This is a genomic window from Legionella sp. PATHC039 (assembly GCF_026191275.1).
GTDB lineage: Bacteria > Pseudomonadota > Gammaproteobacteria > Legionellales > Legionellaceae > Legionella > Legionella pneumophila.
In genome coordinates, this window is record NZ_JAPHOP010000001.1 from 1692675 (window position 1) to 1717517 (window position 24843).

A 24843-nucleotide genomic window follows, 5' to 3' on the forward strand; every position below is an offset into this window, starting at 1 on the left:
TCTATCACCCTTTTTATTCCATACGTTTCATTAGAGCATCCCACTTGCCCAAACTTTTTGAATCCCCCATCAATGAGCTCTCTCCCCTTGTTTTCGCAAGCCATAAACCTTCCGCATTAAAGCTATAAACTGGTTTCAAATCAGGCCTTGCAGAGGCTTTCATAATTTTACTTTCTAAACTGTCAAGGATTAGTGGTTCGGATTCAGGAGTTGGGTAAAAAGACAGCACCATATGTGCTTGGTTTAGTGTCAGAGAAGCAGCATAAGTGATTCTTAACTGCTCAGAAGGAACACCAACAGCAACTAATGTAAAGTATTTTATTATAGCAAAATCTTCACAATCACCTCCCCCATCAACAATAAATTCTACTGGTGATTTCCAATAATCATCACTTGCACCAGTTATTGGGTCAGTTTCATAATTAAATTGATTAAAGAAAGAGTTGACTTTTTCCAGTTGTATTTTTACTGGCTTTTTTTTAAGCAAGTCAATTAAATTCGCCCATGCGGTAAACCGTTTTCGGGTGTCCCCCTGATAGGATTGCGCCAATTTCTGAATTTTTTCCACACTGATTAAAGGCGCGGCTTGAGTGGAAAAACTTGTTATATGACAAAGTATCAAACCAGTCCAAATAGATAAAACCAATCTATAACGAAGAGATTCCAAAAGAACATTCTGAAATCTCTTTGCTATAACACTAAGCCTTCTTGGGCGGCTCTTTGAAAGTAACCAGGACTCCTTCAACATGAGCCAATTCCTTTAGCCTTTCCATTCCATTACCCGCATGACCTCTGTATTCATAAGGACCTACAAAAACGGACAGAAGATCTTTATAAGGGCTCATGAAGGCAGTAAAGCCTAATCCATTTAACCGTTTAACCAAAACTAAAGCATTATTTCTATCTCTGAAAGAGCCTGCTGAGATATACCATAACTTAGGTGTTATTTGCTGAGGATAAGTAGTGTTTTTGTCTACCATCGACTTGGTTAAACGAGTTTTCTCCATGTTCTTAACAGGATGAGTGAGAACCATAGGATTATCCGTATTATTGGGATAAGGAATCTCATCCATTTTCCTGTTCAATAAAATATTGGTCTGAGCCGATGAGAACACATCATTATTAACCACATTTAACGGCAACCTCAAATTCAAATATTTTAATAAACAACCCATTCCATTCAGGATTCGATAGCGGGAAAGTATCTCGTCATTTTCCGCGCGGGCCAATTCAATTTGCGATTCATAATATTCATTTTGAGAATCAAGTAAATCGAGGAGTGTTCTTTTACCCACCTTAAATTCATCTTGATAGGCCGTACGTGTTTTTCTCGAAGCTGTAACGTGTTGCTTCAAAGGTTGGATGCGCAAGGCAGAGGCAACATAAGCATTCCAGGCTAACCTGATAGTCTCTTTTAATTCCAGCAATGTGCGATTTTTTGTTTCATAAGCTTCCTGGACTTGATAAGCCGTTTCTCGTATATGAGCGGCATCAGCACCACCACGAAATGCATTGTAATTCATTCTTACAGCCACCGTGTCGGAGTCATTGGGACCTACTAAACCACCTAAATTCTTGTTTTTTGAGCTATTCAAAACCAGATTAACCTCAGGGTAATAGGCTGCTCTGGCAACATCATACTGAGCCTTTGCTTCTTTAATATCAGCGTAACTTGATTTCACTGTTGGGTGATTATCCAATCCTTTTTCTATAATCCTGGCTAAATTATTAGGTAAACTTTTTCTATCTGGGACACGAGGCACTTGGAGGTTCTCTGGCCATTTACCTACTGTTTTTGCATAATTGATCTTCACCTCTTGCAAATCAGCCAATGCACTTATTTTATTAGCCTCGGCGAGAGCCAGCCTTGCATTAGCCTGATCGACTTCCGCCGTCCTGGTAATCCCAGCGGTAGCCCGTTCTTTTATCATCTTAAAAACCGCTTTATGTGCCTTAAGATTTTCAATGGAGTAAACATATAAACGTTCATGCAGTAATACAGCAAAATAATTTTTGGTAATTTCCAATGCCAAATCTTCAGCAATACCCTGTGTTTTCCATTTTTGGGCTTGAGTAAGGTATTGGTTGCGCTTAACCTCATTAATTATCCCTCCACCAGCAAACAGTCGCTGCCTTAATTCCACAGCGGATTCAACTGTATTCAAAGTTACACTGGGAGTGTTATCTATCGCTGCGGAGGTAGGGTTAACACTTCTTTGTCGTCCAAATCCACCAGTCACATCAATGGAGGGATATAAACCACCCTTGGCTTTATCAATTGCCTGTTTTGCTGACAGGCCTTTCGCAGTATTTAGTAATACATCGGGGTTGGCAATCATGCCATATTGTACTGCTTCATAGAGAGTATCCGCAGTGACGTAGGAAGAAGTTATCAATGCAGCTACAAACAGCACCTTTCTCATTCCTCATTCCTTATTATTGTTATTTTATTAATTATCTATATAGTAACGTATAACCTTAAATGAAATAACATCTCACTACAATATAATTTTATTTCTTTTTAATTAATTATTAAAGTATGTTTATAATTCAATTTAAAATGCTGATGTGCCGTGGCTTGTCCACAGAACCAGTGTTTTAGCGAAGATCTCCCGGATCCCGTGGACAAGCCACGGGACGTCGAAGCTCAGTAAAGTACTCGATTTTTAGAGATGTGTAGAAGATTGAGCTCACAAGGCGCGGGGCGAAGATTCAGGCTCGATTTGTCAACAGACACTAATGTTAATAAACTACTGATTTTATGGAATTTTTGCCAACATGAGCAGTCAATTACCAATACTGACAGTGAGTCAACTAAATAGACAAGTGAAAGGTTTTCTCGAAAATGAAATAGGTCTTGTGCATGTCGGAGGTGAAATTTCTAATTTAAGTAAACCCTCTTCAGGACACTACTATTTCACCCTGAAAGACAGTACAGCGCAAATTCGTTGTGCTTTTTTTAAAAATCGACATTCTGGTTCTGTGCTTAGAAATTTTAATGATGGTCAACAAGTTGTTGCCACCGGTAAGTCAAGTCTTTATGAGGCTCGAGGAGAATATCAGCTTATTGTTGAAGAGATAGTTGAAGCAGGAATGGGAGTTCTCTATCAACGATTTGAAGAGTTAAAAATCAAACTGGCCAGCGAAGGCTTGTTCAACACTGAAAGGAAAAAACCACTGCCCAGAATACCTGAAACGATTGGAGTCATTACATCACCTACTGGAGCAGCTATCCAAGACATTCTCTCGACTCTAGCTCGTCGATTCCCAATAGCCAAAATTATTATTTACCCAAGTGAAGTTCAGGGACAAACCGCTCCTCAACAACTAGCCAAGGCCTTAAAACTGGCTAATACCCATAAACGATGTCAAGTGCTCATCCTGGCACGTGGCGGTGGTAGCATTGAAGACTTATGGGCATTTAACGATGAATACCTTGCTCGACAAATTGCGATCAGCACAATTCCTATTGTTTCTGGTATTGGTCATGAAACAGATTTCACAATTGCTGATTTTGTAGCAGATTATCGTGCTGAAACACCTACTGCCGCTGCTGCGGCTGTTACCCCAAACTGCATTGAATTATTCAATCTTCTTAATGCTGCTATTTCCAGATTGCACGATGCCATCATCAGACTAGTCAAAGGATTGCAATTAAAGCTCAATCATTTGATGGATAAAATTGCCTCACCCAAGCAAACTATCTCAACATACTGGCAAACCCTGGATTATCTGGAGAGACAGTTAATATCTGCTATGACTCAATTTATTAACTTAAACATTAACAAGGTGAATCTTTTTTCAACACAATTGCAAGCTAACAATCCAAAAACACAAATTGAACGGACTAAAATCCAACTACGACAATTAATAATGCAATTAACCCAAGAGATCCGGATAAAAATAAACCAATTAAAAAATCAACTATCCACTAATCTTTCCACTTTGCATGCTGTAAGCCCCTTGGCTACACTAGATAGAGGTTATGCCATTGTGAGTAAAAACCAAAGAATACTCTTTGCTGCCCAACAGGCACAAATTGGAGATACTATCGATGTCCGTTTAGCAAAAGGAAGTCTTGCTTGTGAGGTTACTCAAATTAAGGATTGACTAAAACCATGAAGAAACTATTACATTCACTTGCCTGTCTATTGATATTAATAAGCTCAGCAAAACTATCCTATGGCCTGGCTCTACCAGAAAATCATTCTGTTAATGGGGGACTGACTATTATTCCTATTGATTTCAATCAGAAGCCTGAAGCCTATTTCGAGGGGAAACGCATCCCGGTTCTTCCTAGTACCCAACCCAGACAATGGTTATTAATCGTTGCAATCCCGCTTAAAAATACCAACTCTGTTCAATACATCAACGTGACAAAACCCATCAAAGCATCAATTCCCTTTCATGTTAGTGAAAAATTTTACAGTACCCAATTTTTAAATATAAAAGATATCAGTAAAGTGGATCCTCAACCTGAAGATTTAATCCGGATTGAAAAAGAAACCAAAAAGTTAACCCAAATTTTTGCTAATTACTCCAATACCAATCCATTTGAGAAACAATTCACAGCACCACTGAGAGGACCTATAACCAGTTTATTTGGCCTGAAGAGAGTTTATAATAAACAGCCAAGAGATCCGCATTCTGGATTGGATATCGCCGCTGACGAGGGGAAACCTGTGTATGCTGTAAATCAGGGAGTTGTAGCGGATACTGGTGATTATTTTTTCACAGGCAACACGGTTATCCTTGATCATGGCATGGGAGTATTCTCGGTTTATGCTCATCTTAGCAAAATTCTGGTTAAAACAGGAGAAACAGTCAAACAAGGCCAAGAGCTTGGATTAGTTGGTATGACAGGAAGAGTAACAGGCCCCCATCTCCACTGGACTATGGTAGTTAACCAAACTTTGGTTGAGCCTTTGCTTTTTGTGCCTTTTCGCAAAATCACAGTTACACCACTTATGCCAGATAAAAAATCAAACAAATCAACACAAGATGCAAAGGCAAAATCATGATTAACGAATTAACGACCAGTTTGAATGTAATTGTCACGCAGACACAAAATAGCCTGAAAATTTTGGGAGTAATACTACTAATTCCCTGGTCAGTATTTTTTATTAGTCATTATATAAGTAATAAAATTTTGCTTCTTGGCATTATCCCAAGGCATATATTGGGCCTCCCGGGGATACTATTAGCACCTTTACTTCACGCTAATTTTAATCACTTATTTTTTAACTCTATCCCTTTACTGGTTTTAAGTAATTTTATTCTGATTAATGGAGTTAACTATTATTTGATTGTCACAGTGATGATAACTCTTTTTAGCGGGACACTGATTTGGTGTTTTGCTAAACGAGGTATACACATTGGCGCCAGTGGTTTAATCACAGGCTACTGGGGATTCCTGGTGTATAACATTTATCAAACAGGTACCTTGACTACTATTATTCTTGGTCTGCTTAGCCTGTATTATTTTGCTGGTATTTTTCTGGGAATTTTTCCAGGTGAAAAAGGCGTATCCTGGCAAGGCCACTTGTTTGGGCTATTAGCAGGTTTTCTCACCAGCTATTTATTAGAAATCTATCCTCAGATTCTCATTTATTATTAATCATTAACTCTTCACAATAGCTGGCCTATGAAACCAGTTTATCATTTCACTTTGAACTTTTTTGTCATAATAAATTCAGTCTTAAACTGCAATTAAATCATCATATTTCACTAATAATCTATCTAACTCTATGCTATTCTTAAAAATAAAAACCAATCAGAGAACCACAATGAACATATTGAAACCAAAAGCATTTTTACTAGCCGGTGTGTTAGCTATATCAGCACCTCCTGCTTTCGCTGCTGATGGTTGCTGCAGTAAAATGGGAGGGATAAATTATTGCGATTCTTCTGCTGGTCGTCTTGTTTGTAACAATGGTTTCTATTCAACTTGCTACTGCACACGTCATGCCGTAATGGATTTACAATTTCTTATGGGATGTTGCTTATGGCATGGCGGGGTCTATCCACAATTAAATTCATCGGGTCTTGTGGTTTGCAATGACGGATATGTTTCGGAAGAATGCTCATTGCAAAAACCTGTTGAGCAAATTTCTGTTTATTGATTAGGTCTGACTTATTGCTGTTGAAGCATGGGCTGATAAAGGAGCAAGATGCTCTTCTTCTACGTCCTTGACTCTACGCTTCTCAATTAACTCACCAAAACATAAGGCACTCATCACTACCAACAAATAACCTGCAGTCGAATAGCATAAAATCGTGTCGGAAATGGAACCTATACAAAAAGAAAATAAAACACCTAAAAGAATAGGTCTGGAGCTAGTCAATTGAAATGATGTAATAAACAAACTCGCTAAAAATATTACCAAAAGTACCAGACCAATTAAACCTTGCTCAGCCAAAGTCATCCAATATTGACTGTGTGGATCTGTCAACTCTTTACCCCAACTTGGAACAGGTACGTCTTGTGAATAACTGTATTTAAATCCACCTGTGCCTATTCCAATAAAAGGATGTTTCAACATCAATTGCTTGGCATAGTGATGAAACTGCATTCTATAGCCTATCGATGTATTTTTATTATGTTGTTTTAATAACTTGATATCCTGAATTAAATCATAAATTCTGGTTTGCATTACAGGGCTATGATGATATGCCAAAGCAATGATGCCGCTGAAGAGAATAATCCCTGCTAAAGCCTGTTTGAAGTTTAATTTTTGTATCAAAAGCAATAACATCAAAATAAAGTAGACCAAATAACCTGTTCTTCCAGTATTTATAAAAAGCACTTGGTAACTGGTTAGTAACATCATGAAGATATAAATAAGTCGCAACCAGCCCGAACTTTGAAAAGCCAGCAATCCTGTTAAATAGGCTGCCAATGCCACCATAAAACCAGTAATAATATGATTGTAGAAAACCTCGCCCGGATCTTCTGACGCAATAATATTGTTAGCCTTTAAGATGGAAATAACACAAGTAATAAAAATAGCAGCCAAATAGCTATTGATACTCCAGTTTCTTACTTTGGGATTAATAAAACCAGTAGCTAAAATGGGAAGATAAATTAATTTACAATATTTACCAATGACCATCCATTGCATTGAATAAGGAGCGGGACTCCATAAACTTGCAATAACGACAAAGAGAAACAAACAAAATGCAGCGCGTCCCCACAAAGTATTATAAGCATAAACAATATGCTTTCTGTATTGTGGAGTAATCAATACGGCAATTAAACTGCAAATGAAACAAACAGACTTTATCGTAGGACTGATCGGAATAAAAAACATAAATGAAATAAAGAAAAAAGGAGCTAATAAAATACCCTTGGTATCCATTATGGTTAATCGCACGATTATTCCTCTTTTTTATGATTTACACCGGGTAATTTATTGATATCCCTGTCTTTATATATTTGTTTGACCCCACGATAAAAAGCGCCTTGCGCCCCAAATACTGCAAACAAAAAACCTGCCCTGCCGTCTAAAAATCCCTTCTGTAAAAATAGGCATCTGACAAACATCCATAGGGCACTAAAAAAAGTTTTTACTAATCCAATTTTTTCATTGGATTCTATACGGATTTTTGCACTATAAGAAGAATATTTGTTAAGTTTGTATAGTACATGATGTACATCGCTAAAAGAATGATGCCAAATCGGTTTTTTTAGTTTTCCCACTCTCGAATTAACAGGAATCAATACTTTTTCATGAACGATGTCTTTGCTATAAGAAGCATTCTCTCTTTTAAATAATCGTATATGCCTTTTAGGACTTCCTGAATATTTTAAAACTTGATTATAAAAAATCATTTGTATAGGAATACGAAAGGCATCTGCTGTATCCGATGAAATGGCCTGTAGTATTTCCTGTCGTAATTCCGAGCTTACTGATTCATCAGCATCAAGATTTAAAACCCAATCCCCTTGAGCCTTCTGCAAGGCCCTATCCTTTTGGATACCATAGCCTTGCCAATCTGTTGAAAATACTTTATCCGTATACTCCCTGGCTATTGTTAATGTATTATCTGTGCTGCCAGAGTCCAATACAATTATTTCATCTGCAAAATGAACGGATTCCAAGCACCGCCTTATGTTGGCTTCTTCATTTTTTGTGATAATGATTACGGATAACATGACTTTATATCAATTCAAAATAAATATTATATCGATATTTAAGCCGGATTGTAACAAGGTAAAATGGAATAATATTCGTTTAGCAGCCACAAAAATAAATTGTGATAACAATTACCAGTTATGCAACTAACAGGTTAAGGACAATTACTATCTCAGGATTATTGTGATTTTGTCTGTGCATAACAAAAAATTTGTCATGCACAGAACTGAAGAGAGTTCCGTTTAACAAACACCTTCTCTATGATCATGACTGTCAAAATGCAGTTTACCGTCTTTCACTCGCAAAGTGACATGACCACCATGCATTAATTTACCAAACAACAGTTCATCAGCAAGAGGCTTTTTGATGTTTTCCTGAATCAATCTAGCCATAGGTCTTGCTCCCATGGCTTTATCATAACCATGCTCCATCAGCCATTCCCTGGCTGACTTATCAACTGTAAAAGTAACGCCTTTATGACTTAATTGTTCATCCAACTCCATAATGAATTTATCAACGACTAGTCCTATAGTCTGAGTATCTAAGGGAGCAAAATTAATAATAGCATCTAAACGGTTCCTAAACTCAGGACTGAATTGCTTTTTAATTGCTTCCAACCCATCATTGGTATTATCTTGCGTTGAAAACCCTATGGAGTTACGAACAATTTCACTGGCCCCTGCGTTACTGGTCATTACAAGTATGATATGTCTGAAATCAGCTTGGCGACCGTTAGTATCAGTTAAAGTGCCATGATCCATTATCTGCAACAATAAATTAAAGACATCAGGATGTGCTTTTTCTATTTCATCAAGTAGCAGAACAGCATGTGGATTCTTAGTCACGGCTTCAGTCAATAAACCACCTTGATCGTATCCTACATAGCCGGGAGGCGCTCCAATCAAACGTGAAACAGTGTGTTTTTCCATGTACTCTGACATATCAAAACGCAGCAACTCTATGCCTAACACATTAGCCAGTTGCCTTGTTACCTCTGTCTTTCCTACACCAGTTGGTCCGGCAAATAAGAAACAACCTACTGGCTTCTGAGGTTCTCTAAGTCCGGATCTACCCAATTTTATTGCTGAAGCCAAGGCAGTAATTGCCTGGTCTTGCCCATAGACTAATAATTTTAGATCACGTTCCAGGTTACGCAGAGTATCTTTGTCGCGCGCAGATACCTTTTTAATTGGGATACGAGCAATTTTTGCGACAACACTCTCGATTTCAGTCACGCTTATGATTTTTTTACGTTTATTTGCCGTCAATAAATTCTGATAAGCGCCCGCTTCATCCACCACATCAATCGCTTTGTCAGGCAAAAACCGATCATTGATGTATTTTGCAGATAATTCTGCCGCCGCTTTTAATGAAGGAATTGAAAATTTTACTCCATGGTGAGCTTCCAATTTGCCTTTTAATCCTTTTAATATTTCAAAGGTTTCATCGATTGTTGGTTCTGAAATATCAATTTTTTGGAATCGTCTTGCCAAGGCCCTGTCTTTTTCAAATATTCCACGATACTCCTGATAAGTAGTTGAGCCAATACATTTCAATTCACCATTTGCCAATAATGGCTTAATCAGGTTGGAAGCATCCATGACTCCTCCAGATGCAGCGCCTGCGCCAATAATGGTGTGAATTTCATCTATGAATAAAATGGCTCCTTCTTGTTGACCCAACTGTTTCAGCACAGCTTTCAATCTTTTTTCAAAATCCCCTCTATATTTCGTTCCTGCCAATAACGCGCCCAAATCAAGAGAGTAGACTACGCACCCTCTTATGGAATCGGGGATTTCACCATCCACTATACGTCTGGCCAAACCTTCTGCGATAGCAGTTTTACCCACACCTGCCTCGCCAACTAATAAAGGATTATTTTTACGGCGTCTGCAAAGCACTTGTATAGTTCTTTGTATCTCTTCATGCCGCCCTATCAACGGATCTATCTTGCCCTGTTTTGCACGTCTGTTGAGATTGGTGCAATAACTATCGAGAGGAGATTCATTACCCTCAGGGGTCATCATGTCCTCGTCCATAGATGAATTCATGTTTTCATGCATATCATTGTTTTGATATTTTGACACTCCATGAGAAATATAATTAATGACATCAAGGCGAGTAATATTTTCACGTCGCAAAAAATATACAGCCTGACTTTCTTGCTCACTAAAAATTGCGGCTAGTACATTAGCTCCAGTGACTTCCGTTTTGCCTGCTGACTGCACATGAAATACTGCACGCTGCAAAACCCTTTGAAAACCTAAGGTTGGTTGAGTTTCCCTATCCAGTTCATCCTCAGGAATTCTTGGGGTTGTTTCATCAATAAATTCGATTAAATCACGGCGTAATGCCTCGATGTTAGCATCACAAGCCTGTAATACATTTCCTGCTGCTGGATTATCAAGCAAAGACAACAGCAAATGTTCAACAGTCATGAATTCATGACGCTTTTCTTTTGCTTCCTTGAAAGCTAGATTCAAGGTGAATTCTAGTTCTTTATTTAACATTGTCATTGCTCCTTACCAACCCACCACCAGTTTACTCCGGTTCCATACTAGATAATAACGGATGTTGATTCATTCTGGCGTATTCATTTACCAGGGCGACTTTTGTTTCTGCTATGTCTCTTGTAAACACTCCACAAACCCCCTTCCCTTGAAAATGAACCTGTAACATCACCTGAATCGCAACCTCCTCATTTAAATGAAAAAAGTGCTTCAGTACCTCTACCACAAAATCCATTGGCGTATAGTCATCATTGAGCAATAAAACCTTATACTTTCTTGGCCGTTTGATAGCTGTGCTAATTTCTGTGCTAAGCTCTGTATCAGCTATCCCTGTTTGTATTATTTCCTCTAAATTTTGCCTGCTCATAACTAACAACCTCTTACTATTTTTATAGACTCCCTACACGCATTTGGCCAGTAAATTTAGCTAATTTTAATGAAAAATTTAGTCATTGAAATAATCAATAGCATAGTGATTAGATATGATTCACTCAAATGTTGTACAATTTGTTATTGACCACCAGATTTTACTCAAGAGATTGAGCCGCCTCTAATCAGCAGAGTAGCATCATAATTAGCATGGATAAAGTTCCTGCTCAATTTTCATGAACTCGTAAGATGTATAAACCTGATAGTCAAAGATACTACCAATAATCTTGAAAGGATAATCCCAGTCTTTCATGAACAACGTATTGGCACTGAGTAAAGCTGTAAGCACTATATTGTCAATACGTGTTGTTCAGAAAGACCATGTGATAACTCCCCGGTTTACATATGCTTAATCATGGCATCTGCAAAACCAGAGCTGCTGACTAGCGTTGCTCCTTGCATACCACGTTCAAAATCATAAGTTACGGTTTTGGCTTCTATCGCGCCTTCCATACCTCTGATAATCAAATCAGCTGCTTCATACCACCCCATATGACGTAACATCATTTCGGCAGAAAGAATAATAGAACCCGGGTTTACTTTATTCTGCCCAGCGTATTTAGGCGCTGTTCCATGAGTCGCTTCAAACACAGCCATTTGATCACTAATGTTCGCTCCGGGAGCTATACCTATTCCACCAACCTGAGCAGCCAAAGCATCAGAAATATAATCACCATTCAAATTTAATGTAGCAATGACACTATAGTCTTCAGGTCTTAACAGGATTTGTTGCAAAAAGGCATCAGCGATCACATCATTAATGATAATCTGCTTACCGGTTTTAGGATTTTTAAATTCCATCCATGGCCCACCTTGATATTCTTTTGCTCCAAAAGAATCGCGAGCAACCTGATATCCCCAATCTTTAAAAGCCCCTTCAGTAAACTTCATGATATTGCCTTTATGTACCAAAGTCACTGTACTGCGGTCATTATCTATCGCATACTGAATGGCCGCTTTGACAAGTCGAGTGGTACCTTCTCTGGAAACAGGCTTCACACCTATACCACAATGATCAGGAAAACGAATTTTCTTAACACCCATTTCCTGAGTTAAAAATTGAATTACTTTTTTAGCTTCCACGGTATCTGCCTGCCATTCGATACCGGCATAAATATCTTCAGAATTTTCCCTGAAAATGACCATATCGGTTTTCCATGGCTCCCGAACTGGGCTTGGAACACCATTAAAATAGCGAATTGGACGTAAACAAACATAGAGATCCATGTCTTGGCGAATAGCAACATTTAATGAACGTATACCGCCACCAACAGGAGTAGTTAAAGGACCTTTAATTGAAACCACATATTTTTTCATGGCATCCAGAGTCTCTTTGGGAAGCCATTGATCGCCACCATAAACCTTAGTAGCCTTTTCCCCGGCATAAACCTCCATCCAGGAAATTTTTCTCTTATTGCCATATGCTTTTTGAACTGCAGCATCAACAACACGGATCATCGGAGGTGTTACATCAACACCGATACCATCCCCCTCAATAAAAGGAATAATTGGATTATCAGGAACACGAAGTGAATGGTCAGCAGCAACAGTAATAGCTTCGCCTTGGGCAGGCACTTTGATTTTATCGTATGTCATTGACGACTCCATAAATTTAGAGAAATTAATGATAGCATGTGATAATCGGGTTTCCCAAATATCAATTACGACTATTAATTATTTTTAGCTAAATTAGTTCAGATTGGAACTAGGCATGAAGCAACATCTTAATTTGTTCTGCTAACTGATCGTAACCTGCCTCGACATTAATATAATCACGTTTAGCGAGATAGACTGATAAAGATCCATCATCTGTAGCCGAAGGTTTTTGTAAAACACCATTAAAACCTTGCATTTTTAAACGCAGATAATCACTTAATTTAGTGACCAGATAAAAATTCCTAAAATAATTGTCAGGATTCATATACAAAGCTTTTGCATCCTTGGCAAGTTCATGTCCGGGCAAATAATCTTTTAAGGAATAGGAGGAGTTATTATGAACAGCTATTACTTTGCCCTCAGGTAGTAAGGCCTTAATTTTGTCTGCAAGTTTCTTCACTTCTTGATGTGCTTCAGGAGTATAATAACTGTATTGCGTCAAAGTTTTTTTGATCCCTTTGTCGGTAAAAATGCGGTTGGGATCAAATTCATAGCGTTGGTTATGTAAATAGAATACTATATTGCGACCGCCGGAATGGATCAGTGTAATGAGACTTCCACCCTCTTTTCTAATGACAGCTTTAGCAGCTTTTAATGCCGTTTGTTCATTGTGATGAACATGTACAAAAGTCTTACCTTGACCTTTGGTTTGTTGAATTATTACAGGTTCATCCCCAACCATAACCCTGTGATTCACTGCACAACTTGTTTGAGCGATAATTGCCATAACAACCAATACCCATTTCATGAATAAGAGTCACCATAACGAATAAAATTGTGTAATTGTATAGTGATTGGCCATAAAAAATCAATCTTGGCTTAAGTTCCAAGCGGGACAAAATCATATTTTAATTAATTAATGCACCTCATACCTTATTGCGTGAATGACAAAATATAACAATTACTTACGCTGTTTATCGTGCTTAAAGGCGTGACCTGGCCCTGAAGTGGTTGCTGTCAATAACCAAAAAATTTATCATTAATTTCCACAATCAACGCAATCATAAAATGCCGCAATTAATACTTTTTAATAAACCTTATGGAATCCTGACTCAATTTACTGGCGAATTACCCGAACAAACTCTCTCGGCATTTATTAAATTTCCGGGTTTTTATGCGGCTGGACGCCTGGATAAACAAAGTGAAGGCTTACTTATCTTAACTGACGATGGAAAACTACAACACCGCTTAACCCATCCTAAATTTGAGAAGAAGAAACATTACTGGGTTCAAGTAGAGGGGGTCCCTACAGACAAAGATTTACAACCTTTAAGAAAAGGCCTGGTAATCAAAGACATTACTTTTTTACCCGCCGAAGCCAAGTTGATTTCAGAGCCAAAAATCTGGCCACGAATTCCGCCTATAAGAGAAAGGAAACACATACCAACTACCTGGCTAGAAATTATTTTAAGAGAAGGAAAAAATCATCAAATAAGAAAAATGACAGCCGCTATTGGATTTCCTACTTTACGTTTAATTAGATACCAGATTGGTGATTGGCACTTAGATCAACTCCAGCCCGGGGAATATAAATTAATCAACCTTACTAACGATAAACTGAACGAGTTAACAAGGAAGAGTAACCCAAGACTCGAATCCAGGGCCAAATAATCATACCCAAAATGGCACTTGTCACAGGCATTATCAGGTTATAATTAAAACCTAACAGAGCATCAATAAATATAATAATTGATTGATATAGAAAACAAAAAAAACCAATCAAACAAACCTGCTGAATTAGTGAGAAAAATTGAACTCGTCTCGATTTGGTTGACGCTATCCATGTTACCAATAGCAATGCGAATGAATGTTCACCAATTACGGTTGATAAGAGTACATCCAGTAATAAGCCAACTATCAACAGAGCAGTCAGTTTAAATTTACCTGGTAAATAATATTCAATATATAAAACCAATAATAACACCCAAGGAGGTCGAAAAATTGAAATTAACTCCGGCATAGGCAGTATTGATAAAGCAAGTGCCACGAGAAACCCCAATCCTAAACGAATGTGAAGCACGCTCATGCTGTAGACTCCTCAGCATTCAATCGCTCATTAATTTGAGCAGTTAACTCCTCTTGTTCACTATCAGCCCAAATCAATAACACCAACCTGTTGCGATTGAGCAATGCGACAGGGCTAACTGTAACTTTGACAAAATCTTCACCAGGAATACTCTTAACTTCCTCAACGCGTCCTACAGGATAGCCCTCCGGATATCTTCGGCCTAAACCGGACGTTACCAGCACATCACCTGGATGAATAGAAGAAGTCTTCGGTAAATTAATCAAAGACAGTTCTTCAATATCATTAGTACCTACAAGGATTGCGCGCTCTCCGGTTCGATTGTTTCTTACTGGCACAGCGCTTTTTGAATCTGAAATCAGTAATAAAGTGCTTGTCATTGGTCCTACATCAATAACCTGCCCCATCACTCCCTTGGCATCCAACACGGGCTGTCCCACATAGACACCATCACGTGTGCCTTTGTTTAAGACGACAACTTGTCTTGCCTGGCTTGTATCAACAGCGAGTATCTGGGCAGCCATCACTCTCATATCAGCCTTGGATGAAGTCAATAATAATTCTTTTAATTGCGAATTTTCTTTTTGGATAACAATTAATTTTTGCAATTCAGCTTCAAGCATTGTTTGCTTGTATTTTAAACGCATATTTTCATCTATCAGCGCCTTTTTGGCACTAACCAACGACTGAATCCAACCGATGACTCGAACAGGATAATCTACCGCATATTGCAAGGGAGAAACTATTAGTGAAAAACCGCTACGAACGAAATCCAGGTATCGATAATGATAATCAGAAAACATCAGGAGAATAGAAAAAGCAAGGGCAAACACAAATCCCAGAGAACTGTGCCCGCCCTTGGCAAATAATCTATTGTGTTTATTATTCTGTTGAGAGGAAATCACCGCCGCGCAAATCCATGGTTTCTAAAGCTTTACCACCACCACGCGCAACGCAGGTTAATGGATCTTCAGCTATTAATACGGGTAATCCAGTTTCTTCCATCAACAAGGTGTCTATATTTTTCAACAGAGCGCCTCCGCCTGTTAAAACCATACCTCTTTCAGCAATATCTGCAGCCAACTCAGGCGGAGCAAGCTCCAAAGCAGCTCGAACCGCACCAACTATCCCTGATAGAGGTTCCTGTAGTGCTTCCAGGATTTCAGCGCTTGTTAAAGTAAAGCTACGTGGTACACCTTCCGCGAGATTTCTACCTCTTACCTCGATCTCAAATAAATCCCTGCTTGGGAAAGCGGAACCAATTTCATGTTTAATGCGTTCAGCAGTTGTTTCTCCGATGAGAGTACCATAATTACGGCGTACGTAGGATACGATTGCGTCATCAAATTTATCGCCACCAATACGTACTGATTGATGATAAACGATTCCACTTAGTGAAATAATTGCGACTTCGGTGGTACCACCGCCTATATCAACCACCATAGAACCACTGGCTTCCTCAACAGGCATTCCGGAACCTAATGCCGCAGCCATAGGCTCTTCAATAAGGAAAACTTCTCGAGCACCAGCGCCCATTGCAGATTCACGAATTGCTCTGCGTTCCACTTGTGTAGAACCACAAGGAACACAGACCAAAACGCGTGGACTGGGTCGTAAAAATTTATTTTCATGCACTTTGTGTATAAAGTGCTGCAACATTTTCTCGGTGACAAAAAAGTCAGCAATAACCCCATCTTTCATAGGTCTTATCGCATTAATATTGCCAGGGGTTCTTCCCAACATGCGTTTGGCTTCAAGACCTACAGCGGCAACACGCTTCTGGCCTGATTCATTACGCAATGCCACTACAGAAGGTTCATTGAGAACAATCCCCTTATCTCTTACGTAAATCAATGTATTAGCTGTTCCCAAATCGATTGACAAATCGCTAGAAAACACGCCTCTTAATTTCCTGAACATACGCAGTACTACCCCGTTGTTTTTTTGATTGCTACTTTATCCTATATTTGGATAAAAATCGACAGTTGCCGGATAAGAATTTTATACACCAGACAACTGCTTTTAACCGGATCCCATAGTAAAAGCAATGCTTTCATATGGGATCAATCTAATTTGCTTTATAAAACATGATTTACGTTTTATATTGCACGCGAATTAATTAATAACGAAAATTTCTTTCAGTTTTTCTCTATTTTTATCTACAAAACGCTGCCCTATACCCTTGATTTCTGCAAGCTCTTCCAGAGATTTAAACCCTTGATGATTCTCTCTATAAGCAATAATAGCTTCAGCCCGTTTTTTTCCTATCCCTTTAAAAGAGCCTGTTAAAGAATGCACATCCGCTGTATTAAGATTAATCTTGCCCTTAACAAGGACTTGTTTAGCTGGAGTTTTTTGAGGCTCGTTCTCAGCTTGAGAAGAGAAAGGGATTACGATAAATGACAACAAAATAGCAATGAGTCTTGCTTTCATAAATTTCTCCTAATTGTTGGACTAAACGGCTCGTTCCAGAGCCGCGAGCGAGTATCTCAATTTTTCAAACAAGAGTCTAGCCAATTTCAAATTATTTTTTCTGTGAAAAACTATAAAGAACGTACGAGACACATGAGGTGAGTTTTTTTACCATGTCCAAATGCAGGAACTCGTTCGGACCATGAGCATTGGAATGGGGGCCTAAAACACCAGTTATCATAAATTGTGCTTTGGGAAATTGCTCGCCTAGCATACTCATAAATGGAATGGTGCCCCCTTCTCCCATATAGGCAGCAGGTTTATCATAATAAGTCATTGATGCTTCAGATGCCGCTTTCGCCAACCAATCGGAAAGCAAAGGAGCATTCCATCCCTTCGAACCTCCATTTTGTATTTTAAAATTAACCTTTGCACTGTAGGGAGGGTTTTGGGTCAGGGCTTTTTCCATGGCAACAGAAGCTGCTTCTGGATCAACCAGGGGTGGAAGACGCATGGATAATTTCAAAGACGTAACAGGGCGCATTACATTCCCTGCATCAGCTATCGCTGGAAACCCATCTGCACCAGTCACCGTCAAGGCAGGTCGCCATGTTCTGTTTAATATTAATTGCTGTTTGTCTTGAATAACGGGTTTAGCAGAATCTATCCATGGAAATTCACTATAAACTTGCTCACCTAGAATTTCCGCACATTGTTGCGCTTGTTTTATTCTCTCATCAGGAATATCACAATACAACTGAGGTAATTTTATCTCTCCGGTGTTTTCGTCCTCTATTCTGCTGATCAATTGCCGAGCTACTCTGAAACTGTCTGCCACTATACCGCTGGCGCTCCCCGAATGAACGCCCTCATTAATTAATTCAACAGTTAACTTACCAACCAAATTACCGCGTAATGACGTAGTCATCCATAACTGCTCATAATTACCTGCTCCGGAATCAAGACAAATAACCAATGATGGTTTACCAATACGCTCTTTCAGCAACTCAATATAAAAAGGCAAATCGTAACTACCACTTTCCTCACACGCTTCGATGATTAATATACAACGGGGATATGGCAAACCTTGCTGTTCCAAGGCGCGAATAGCCGTGAGTGATGCATAAGCAGAATATCCATCATCTGCTCCTCCTCTTCCGTATAACAATCCATTTTTCAATACGGGTTTCCATGGATGTAAATCGTCACTCCAGCCTGACATCTCAGGTTGTTTATCCAAGTGGCCATAAAGCAACACAGTGTCATCAATTTGGCCTGGAATTTCCATAAATAGTAATGGAGTCCTATTTTTCAGGCGAACAATTTCCAGAGTCATTCCTTTGGGAGCATGCGACTTACACCAATTGGCAATGTGATTAACTGCCTGCTCCATATAACCATGTTCTTCCCATTTTGCATCAAAGTGAGGAGATTTATTAGGGATTTTTATGTAGTCACATAAACTTGGCAATATCTCTTCTTGCCACTGTTGGCATATGTAATCATACAATCCTTGGGGTTTGAACATGTGCTTGCTCCTTGATAATTGCCACAATCTTATCAGTGGCAGACTCAATTTTTAATGCTCTGATTTTATTATCTATTTCATCTTTTTTTCGCATTACGTCCTGTACTGCCTGTAATAGAATATCAGCTTTCAATAACTCGTCCTGAATCACAACGCTTATTCCCAATCCCTGGAAGTACCTTGCATTCTGAATTTGATCTCCTCTGCTTACTTGTGAAGAGATTGGAATTAAGATATGTGGTTTTCCTAATGCTAATATTTCATACAAAGAATTAGCTCCTGCTCGAGAAATCACCACAGAAGAAGCAGCGAACAGATCAGCCAACTCTTCATTGGCGTATTCAAATTGGCAATATCCCTCCACACCAACCAATGAAGAATCAAGTTTTCCCTTGCCACAAAGATGAATGACTTGAAATTCTGATGTCAATTGTTTCAATGCGCTTCGAATACAACTGTTAATTGAACCAGCCCCTAAACTTCCTCCCACTACAAGCAGGCAAGGTTTGGAGGAATTAAATCCGCACAACTCCAATCCTTTCATTCGATTTCCAGTTAATAGCTGTTGACGAATTGGAGTACCCGTCACTTCTATTTTATCCTGACTCTTAAAGTATTTTTTGCCAGCATCAAAAGTAAGGCATATTTTATTGACGAAAGGAAAGGATAAGCGATTCGCAAGTCCTGGACTCATATCAGACTCATGAGCGACAATAGGAATTCGATTTAACCAGGCGCCTACAACCACAGGAAAGGCTACAAAGCCACCTTTTGAAAAAACCACATCCGGTTTGATTTTATAAAATAGCAAAAAAGATTGAATAATTCCCAGAATAATTTTGAAAGGATCAAGCAAGTTCTTCAAACTGAAATACCTGCGCAATTTACCGCTACTGACTCCATGAAAAGGAATGTCCAGCGGTTCAATCATCTCCTTTTCAATTCCGGAAACAGAGCCGATATATTCTACATTCCAGCCTTCTTTTCGAAATTCCTTAATCAAAGCGATATTAGGCGTTACATGTCCAGCAGTGCCTCCCCCGGTAAAAACAATACTTGGGCTCATAATGTTTCCCTAATCAATAAGCTCAAATCAATTGCTTGAATTGACTTGGTTATGGATCCAACTGAAATAAAATCCACTCCGGTTTGAGCAATGTCTGCGATATTATTGATATTAATGCCGCCAGAGGCTTCCAACTCACAGTACTTGGGATGATTCATTTTGACCGCTTGCTCAAGCATATCTTGAGTGAAATTATCCAATAATATCCTGTCAGGATGAGCATCCAAAGCCTCTTGCAACTCCTCAAGGGTTTCTACTTCAATCTCAACCAGTAAGTGTTTATCGGTTTTCCTTGCCAGACTGATAGCATGAGCAACTGAACCACAGGCTTTGATATGATTTTCTTTGATTAGAAACGCATCATAAAGTCCCATACGATGATTTAACCCGCCACCACAATGGACAGCGTATTTTTGCGCTAACCGAAGTCCTGGAATTGTTTTCCGTGTGTCTAACAGCTTTGCCTTGGTACCTTTTAATTTCTGAGCATAGTGATAAGTTTGTGTTGAGGTAGCTGAAAGGGTTTGCAAAAAATTTAACGCAGTACGCTCTGCCGTTAAAATACTACTGGCAGTACCATGAATAATACATAAAGTAGCTGGCGTACTTAAAAAATCTCCTTCAGAAACCCGCCACTCCATTTCAACTGTATTATCAACTTGCTTAAAAACCTCATTTACCCAGGGCTGTCCACAAACAAGCATAGGTTCTCTTGATATAATTTCTGCTTCTACAATCAGCTGCTGAGGCAACAAAGCCGCAGTAACATCACCATTGCCCACGTCCTCTTGCAAAGCACGTTTTACATCAAATGTAACTTGCGATAAAACATTATTCATGCATTCCTATCCTCTTATGGTTTGGCATATCGCATCTTTAATAAAGGTGGCGCAATAAAGGTTGTGATCATGATCATCAATATAATTGCGGTAAACAAATTATCACTTATTACGCCTATAGTTCTGCCAATAGAAGCAAAAACCAAACCTACCTCTCCACGAGGCAACATTCCTATACCAATGAGCAGCCTATCATCCCGTCGATTAGCGCCTAAGCCACTAAGCAGCTTGCCGAGAATGGCCGCTACTGATAAGCCTCCCGCTAAAACAATGACATTCCAATCATAAAAAGTTTCTAACTTAACCTGTATCCCAATGAGAGTAAAAAACATAGGAGCCAATATAGTTTCCAAGGGAGATACCAAATGATGAATACTGCGATGATCTTTATGATGGGCTTTTTGCTCTCCAAAATAGTCGTCGTGCAAAATGACACCCGCAGCAAAAGCACCAATTATAGCCGCCAACTGTATAAATGAAGCCAACCAGGCTAATGCCATAATAAAAAGGAATGAGATAAATAATTTGGATTCCCAAGGCTCCAGAAAACGAAATAAATCGACTGCCTTCCGAAGTACAAAAGGCCCCATAAACAAGGTACCAATGAAAAACAGTAGGGCTAAAATGATAATTTTCATTACAATCATGATACTTACAGCACCACTGATAACGATACTGCTGACCACCGCCAAAATAATCAGGCCTAAAATATCATCCAAAGTAGCCGCACCAAGAATTGTTCTTGCTTCCCGTGTACTCAGTTTATTCATCTCTTTAAGAACACTTGCTGTAATACCAATGCTGGTAGCACTCAAGGTAGCACCGATAAATAAATTAATCTTGTAATTTGAGTTAGGTATGATAAAACAAGCCACTACAAACCCTAAAATCATTGGCGCAACGATACCGATCACAGCAACAAGAATGGATTCTTTGCCAGTTTTTTTCAAATCAGAAAGTGACGTCTCAAGACCAACCATAAACAGAAGAAATATGACACCATAACGTGAGAAAATATCAACGACATAGGCTATTTTAAGATATTCAGTTCCCTCTGCTCCACTTAAGGCATGGATCACCTGGTTAGCGTAATAGGAATTATGGATAACATGAGTTACCGCCTGATTTAAAGAAATTCCTGCTAACATTTCTTTGACAACATCATAAATGGCAGAACCTTCGCGAAGGATTACCACTAATTCACTTCCGAAAAAGTAAGAGAGATTCCCAACTATCATCCCTATCAGTAATTCACCAAGAACGCCAGGTTGATTAAGAAGCCTGGCCAAATAACGACCAATAATAGCTAAAAATAAAATAGTAGTGACACCCAGAAGAACAGAGGTGACTGGATCTGAATGCTCTCCCCCCTCAGATGCAAAAGTAATAGCAGGAATGAAACAGACTAAAAGAAACCACCATTTTGAATTACTCATACTGCTTTATCCTATATGCTTAATATGCTGCTTTCTCCCAAATGCAAGGGAATTTTGAATTGCAGCTCCATACCATCATAAGTAGTTCCATTACTAACAGCCAAAATAATTGTATTGATCAAAAAAACTCATCTTCCAAGGCAATCTGCTGCATTTCAAAATCATAGGAATGCCTCAGTAAGTCCCTAATGCATCAATAGCTTAACAATTTCAAACTGAATTGCCAGCACACTCTGGTTCATCAATTCATCGATTGTTTGGCTAAAAACAAACAGGTTTGTAAAACAGAGTCTGGGTTCAGAGAAACGCTCTCAATTCCTTCCTTCATCAGCCATTGGGCAAAATCCTGGTGATCTGAAGGACCTTGACCGCAAATACCTATATACTTGCCTTCTTTTTTACAAGCTGAAATAGCCATATGCAATAAAGCTTTCACAGCATCGTTGCGCTCATCAAATTGTGAAGCCACCAAACCTGAATCCCTGTCTAATCCTAAAGTCAATTGAGTTAAATCATTCGATCCTATGGAAAAACCATCGAAATACTGCAAAAATTCACTGGCTAACAAGGCATTAGAAGGTAACTCGCACATCATAATCACTCTTAACCCACATTTTCCTCTTTCCAGACCATGCTTTTTTAATACTTCGATGACATTACCGGCTTCAGAAACTGTTCGGACAAAAGGAATCATGACCTCAACATTATCTAAACCCATATCCTCTCTGACTCGTCTTACTGCTTTACATTCAAGAGCAAAGCACTCAGAAAAATTTGAAGAAACATAACGAGAGGCGCCACGAAAACCAAGCATAGGATTTTCTTCTTGGGGTTCATACAATGAGCCACCAACCAGATTAGCGTATTCATTCGATTTAAAATCTGAAAGCCTGACTATAACGGGTTTGGGATAAAAAGCAGCAGCAATAGTCGCTATGCCTTCTTTTAATCTTTCAATATAATATTCTACAGGTGAATCATACGCTATGGTCTTTTCTTTAATGTACCGCTTAAGTTCCGCATCCTTTAAAGTATCAAATTCCAGAAGCGCTTTAGGATGAATACCTATCGTGTTGGAAATCAAGAATTCAAGACGGGCCAATCCCACTCCGGAATTAGGTATTGATTGAAATGCGAAGGCTCTTTCAGGGTTTCCAACATTCAACATCACTTTCATGGGTAATTCGGGCATGGTTTCTACATCAAGTCGCTCTTGCTCGTAAGGTAACAGACCAGAATAGACAAAACCTGTATCGCCTTCCGCACAGCTTACAGTCACCACATCACCATCTTTAATCGTTTTTGTTGCATCACCACACCCAACAACTGCAGGAATCCCCAATTCACGAGCAATAATAGCCGCATGACAAGTTCTGCCTCCACGATTGGTAACGATTGCAGAAGCACGCTTCATGACAGGTTCCCAATCCGGATCGGTCATATCAGATATCAAAACATCGCCGGGTTGAACCCTGTGCATTTCATTAATATCTTTAATAACCTTTGCTTTACCCTGACCGATTCTTTGACCTATACTACGGCCTTCAGCCAATACGTCGCCTCTTTTTTGCAAAGTATACCGTTCGAGCACTTGTTTGTTATCCCTGCTTTTTACAGTCTCCGGACGAGCTTGCAGGATATACAGTTTACCATTGACCCCGTCTTTCGCCCATTCAATATCCATGGGGCGACCATAATGTTTTTCAATAATAAGTGCCTGATTTGCTAATTGCTCTACTTCCTCTTTGGATAAGGAAAACAATAATCTTTCAGCAGGGTCTACATCGACTGTTTTAACACGTCTTTCAAGGGAAGGGTCATCGCAATAAACCATCTTTAACGCCTTGCTGCCCAGGTTTCGACGGATAATCGCCGGTTTTCCGGCTTCAAGGCATGGTTTGTGGACATAAAATTCATCTGGATTTACAGCGCCTTGAACAACCATTTCACCTAAACCATAAGAGGAAGTGATAAAGACTACTTGATCAAAACCGGATTCAGTATCCATAGTAAACATAACGCCACTTACCGCCAAATCACTACGAATCATTTGTTGAATACCAGCAGATAAAGCCACTTCGTTATGAGCAAAATTATGATGTACACGATAAGCTATTGCCCTGTCGTTAAACAAAGAAGCAAATACCTGTTTAATGGCAGCCAATACCGCTTCTTCTCCTTTCACATTTAAAAAAGTTTCCTGTTGACCGGCAAAAGAAGCATCCGGCAAATCTTCAGCGGTAGCAGAAGATCTTACTGCAACACTAAAATTATCATGGCCAATCGTTTGAGCAAGTTTCTGATAGGAGGAGCGAACTGACTGTTCAAACTCCAGAGTGAATGGCGTATCAATAATCATTTCCCTAATCTGCTTCCCTACCACTGCCAGTTGGCAGACATCATCCGTATCGAGAGCAGTCAACTTATCATAAATTTTCTTATCAAGACCGTTTTGGGACAAAAATTCTCTGAAAGAATCAGCAGTTGTAGCAAACCCTCCCGGCACAGAAACGCCTGCTGATGACAAATGACTAATCATTTCACCAAGAGAAGAGTTCTTACCACCGACCTGATCCAAATCGCGCATGCCAAGATGTGCCAAATCTATAGTATGTCTTTTAACAGTCATAACCGCCCCAAATTCATAAAATAGTAAACATTCTACTTAAATTGTTACTTTATTGGAATTAGAACTTGTGCTGTATTTCATTTTTATAAAGGTCAAAATACCAGCATTTTCGCAAAAAATGACAAGTATATGTACTATGCGGTAAGATATCTTGCTGTCCATGTTTTAGGGTTGAAC

General features: G+C 39.1%; 22 protein-coding genes. 5 read left to right on the forward strand and 17 right to left on the reverse strand.

All coding sequences use genetic code 11. From position 1 onward, the window contains the following. Positions 1–13: 13 nt before the first annotated feature. Both OQI99_RS07685 and OQI99_RS07690 read right to left on the reverse strand, forming a co-directional pair. The gene (locus tag OQI99_RS07685) at positions 14–748 is read right to left on the reverse strand and encodes a transglutaminase-like cysteine peptidase (protein ID WP_265731640.1); all 735 of its coding nucleotides are present in this window, start codon (positions 746–748) and stop codon (positions 14–16) included. Beyond that, positions 699–2423, reverse strand: coding sequence for a TolC family outer membrane protein (locus OQI99_RS07690; RefSeq protein WP_265731641.1), 1725 nt, complete (start codon positions 2421–2423; stop codon positions 699–701). The genes OQI99_RS07685 and OQI99_RS07690 overlap by 50 nt, the downstream gene beginning before the upstream one ends. A 355-nt stretch (positions 2424–2778) precedes the next feature. Between OQI99_RS07690 and xseA the strand changes: the two genes are divergently transcribed. The 4 genes from xseA (at position 2779) to OQI99_RS07710 (ending at position 6122) form a co-directional block, all read left to right on the forward strand. Then, the gene (xseA, locus tag OQI99_RS07695) at positions 2779–4110 is read left to right on the forward strand and encodes an exodeoxyribonuclease VII large subunit (RefSeq protein ID WP_265731642.1); all 1332 of its coding nucleotides are present in this window, start codon (positions 2779–2781) and stop codon (positions 4108–4110) included. Positions 4111–4118: 8 nt separating this feature from the next. After that, positions 4119–5021 (forward strand): M23 family metallopeptidase, encoded by a 903-nt coding sequence (locus OQI99_RS07700; RefSeq protein WP_265731643.1) that lies wholly within the window; start codon positions 4119–4121, stop codon positions 5019–5021. Continuing rightward, entirely contained in the window at positions 5018–5617 is a 600-nt protein-coding gene (locus OQI99_RS07705) for a rhomboid family intramembrane serine protease (protein ID WP_265731644.1), read from the forward strand. The genes OQI99_RS07700 and OQI99_RS07705 overlap by 4 nt, the downstream gene beginning before the upstream one ends. 169 nt (positions 5618–5786) lie before the next feature. Further along, complete coding sequence (locus OQI99_RS07710) at positions 5787–6122, forward strand: hypothetical protein (protein ID WP_061512879.1); 336 nt, start codon at positions 5787–5789, stop codon at positions 6120–6122. Here the strand turns inward: OQI99_RS07710 and OQI99_RS07715 are convergent, their stop codons facing one another. From OQI99_RS07715 to OQI99_RS07740, 6 genes are all read right to left on the reverse strand, one after another. Then, positions 6123–7373, reverse strand: a complete 1251-nt coding sequence (locus OQI99_RS07715; RefSeq protein WP_265731645.1) for an O-antigen ligase family protein — start codon at positions 7371–7373, stop codon at positions 6123–6125. Between the two features lie 2 nt (positions 7374–7375). Next, positions 7376–8155, reverse strand: a complete 780-nt coding sequence (locus OQI99_RS07720) for a glycosyltransferase family 2 protein (RefSeq protein ID WP_265731646.1) — start codon at positions 8153–8155, stop codon at positions 7376–7378. Between the two features lie 222 nt (positions 8156–8377). Further along, positions 8378–10645, reverse strand: coding sequence for an ATP-dependent Clp protease ATP-binding subunit ClpA (clpA, locus tag OQI99_RS07725; RefSeq protein ID WP_027221176.1), 2268 nt, complete (start codon positions 10643–10645; stop codon positions 8378–8380). A gap of 31 nt (positions 10646–10676) precedes the next feature. Then, positions 10677–11012 (reverse strand): ATP-dependent Clp protease adapter ClpS, encoded by a 336-nt coding sequence (clpS, locus tag OQI99_RS07730; RefSeq protein WP_011215007.1) that lies wholly within the window; start codon positions 11010–11012, stop codon positions 10677–10679. Positions 11013–11413: 401 nt separating this feature from the next. After that, positions 11414–12670, reverse strand: coding sequence for an NADP-dependent isocitrate dehydrogenase (gene icd, locus OQI99_RS07735; RefSeq protein ID WP_416209980.1), 1257 nt, complete (start codon positions 12668–12670; stop codon positions 11414–11416). Positions 12671–12779: 109 nt separating this feature from the next. Further along, positions 12780–13478, reverse strand: coding sequence for a protein tyrosine phosphatase (locus OQI99_RS07740; protein WP_080447214.1), 699 nt, complete (start codon positions 13476–13478; stop codon positions 12780–12782). A 260-nt stretch (positions 13479–13738) separates the two neighbouring features. Here OQI99_RS07740 and OQI99_RS07745 point away from each other — a divergent pair, with 260 nt between their 5' ends. After that, positions 13739–14341 carry a pseudouridine synthase gene (locus OQI99_RS07745; RefSeq protein WP_061513004.1) on the forward strand — a complete coding sequence of 201 codons (603 nt, stop codon included), beginning with the start codon at positions 13739–13741 and terminating at the stop codon, positions 14339–14341. Here OQI99_RS07745 and mreD read toward each other — a convergent pair. The 9 genes from mreD to ppsA all read right to left on the reverse strand — a co-directional run bounded on the left by mreD (position 14277) and on the right by ppsA (position 24666). Next, a complete protein-coding gene (gene mreD, locus OQI99_RS07750; protein ID WP_010946549.1) occupies positions 14277–14756 on the reverse strand; it encodes a rod shape-determining protein MreD in 480 nt (159 codons plus the stop codon). The two genes, OQI99_RS07745 and mreD, sit on opposite strands and share 65 nt — an antisense overlap. Continuing rightward, the gene (gene mreC / locus OQI99_RS07755) at positions 14753–15661 is read right to left on the reverse strand and encodes a rod shape-determining protein MreC (RefSeq protein WP_265731648.1); all 909 of its coding nucleotides are present in this window, start codon (positions 15659–15661) and stop codon (positions 14753–14755) included. The genes mreD and mreC overlap by 4 nt, the downstream gene beginning before the upstream one ends. After that, positions 15639–16676: a rod shape-determining protein gene (locus OQI99_RS07760; protein ID WP_011213320.1), complete on the reverse strand. Its 1038-nt coding sequence runs from the start codon at positions 16674–16676 to the stop codon at positions 15639–15641. Before OQI99_RS07760 ends, mreC begins: the two co-directional genes overlap by 23 nt. A gap of 195 nt (positions 16677–16871) precedes the next feature. Next, positions 16872–17189 (reverse strand): ComEA family DNA-binding protein, encoded by a 318-nt coding sequence (locus OQI99_RS07765; RefSeq protein WP_265731649.1) that lies wholly within the window; start codon positions 17187–17189, stop codon positions 16872–16874. A gap of 91 nt (positions 17190–17280) precedes the next feature. After that, the gene (locus OQI99_RS07770; protein WP_265731650.1) at positions 17281–18696 is read right to left on the reverse strand and encodes a M20 family metallopeptidase; all 1416 of its coding nucleotides are present in this window, start codon (positions 18694–18696) and stop codon (positions 17281–17283) included. Continuing rightward, positions 18671–19762, reverse strand: a complete 1092-nt coding sequence (locus tag OQI99_RS07775) for an undecaprenyldiphospho-muramoylpentapeptide beta-N-acetylglucosaminyltransferase (protein ID WP_265731651.1) — start codon at positions 19760–19762, stop codon at positions 18671–18673. Before OQI99_RS07775 ends, OQI99_RS07770 begins: the two co-directional genes overlap by 26 nt. Beyond that, complete coding sequence (gene nadC / locus OQI99_RS07780; RefSeq protein ID WP_265731652.1) at positions 19759–20601, reverse strand: carboxylating nicotinate-nucleotide diphosphorylase; 843 nt, start codon at positions 20599–20601, stop codon at positions 19759–19761. Before nadC ends, OQI99_RS07775 begins: the two co-directional genes overlap by 4 nt. Before the next feature lie 14 nt (positions 20602–20615). Further along, positions 20616–22037 (reverse strand): cation:proton antiporter, encoded by a 1422-nt coding sequence (locus tag OQI99_RS07785; protein WP_061512872.1) that lies wholly within the window; start codon positions 22035–22037, stop codon positions 20616–20618. Between the two features lie 241 nt (positions 22038–22278). After that, on the reverse strand, positions 22279–24666 hold the full coding sequence (gene ppsA, locus OQI99_RS07790) for a phosphoenolpyruvate synthase (RefSeq protein ID WP_265731653.1): 2388 nt from the start codon (positions 24664–24666) through the stop codon (positions 22279–22281). Between the last annotated feature and the right edge of the window lie 177 nt (positions 24667–24843).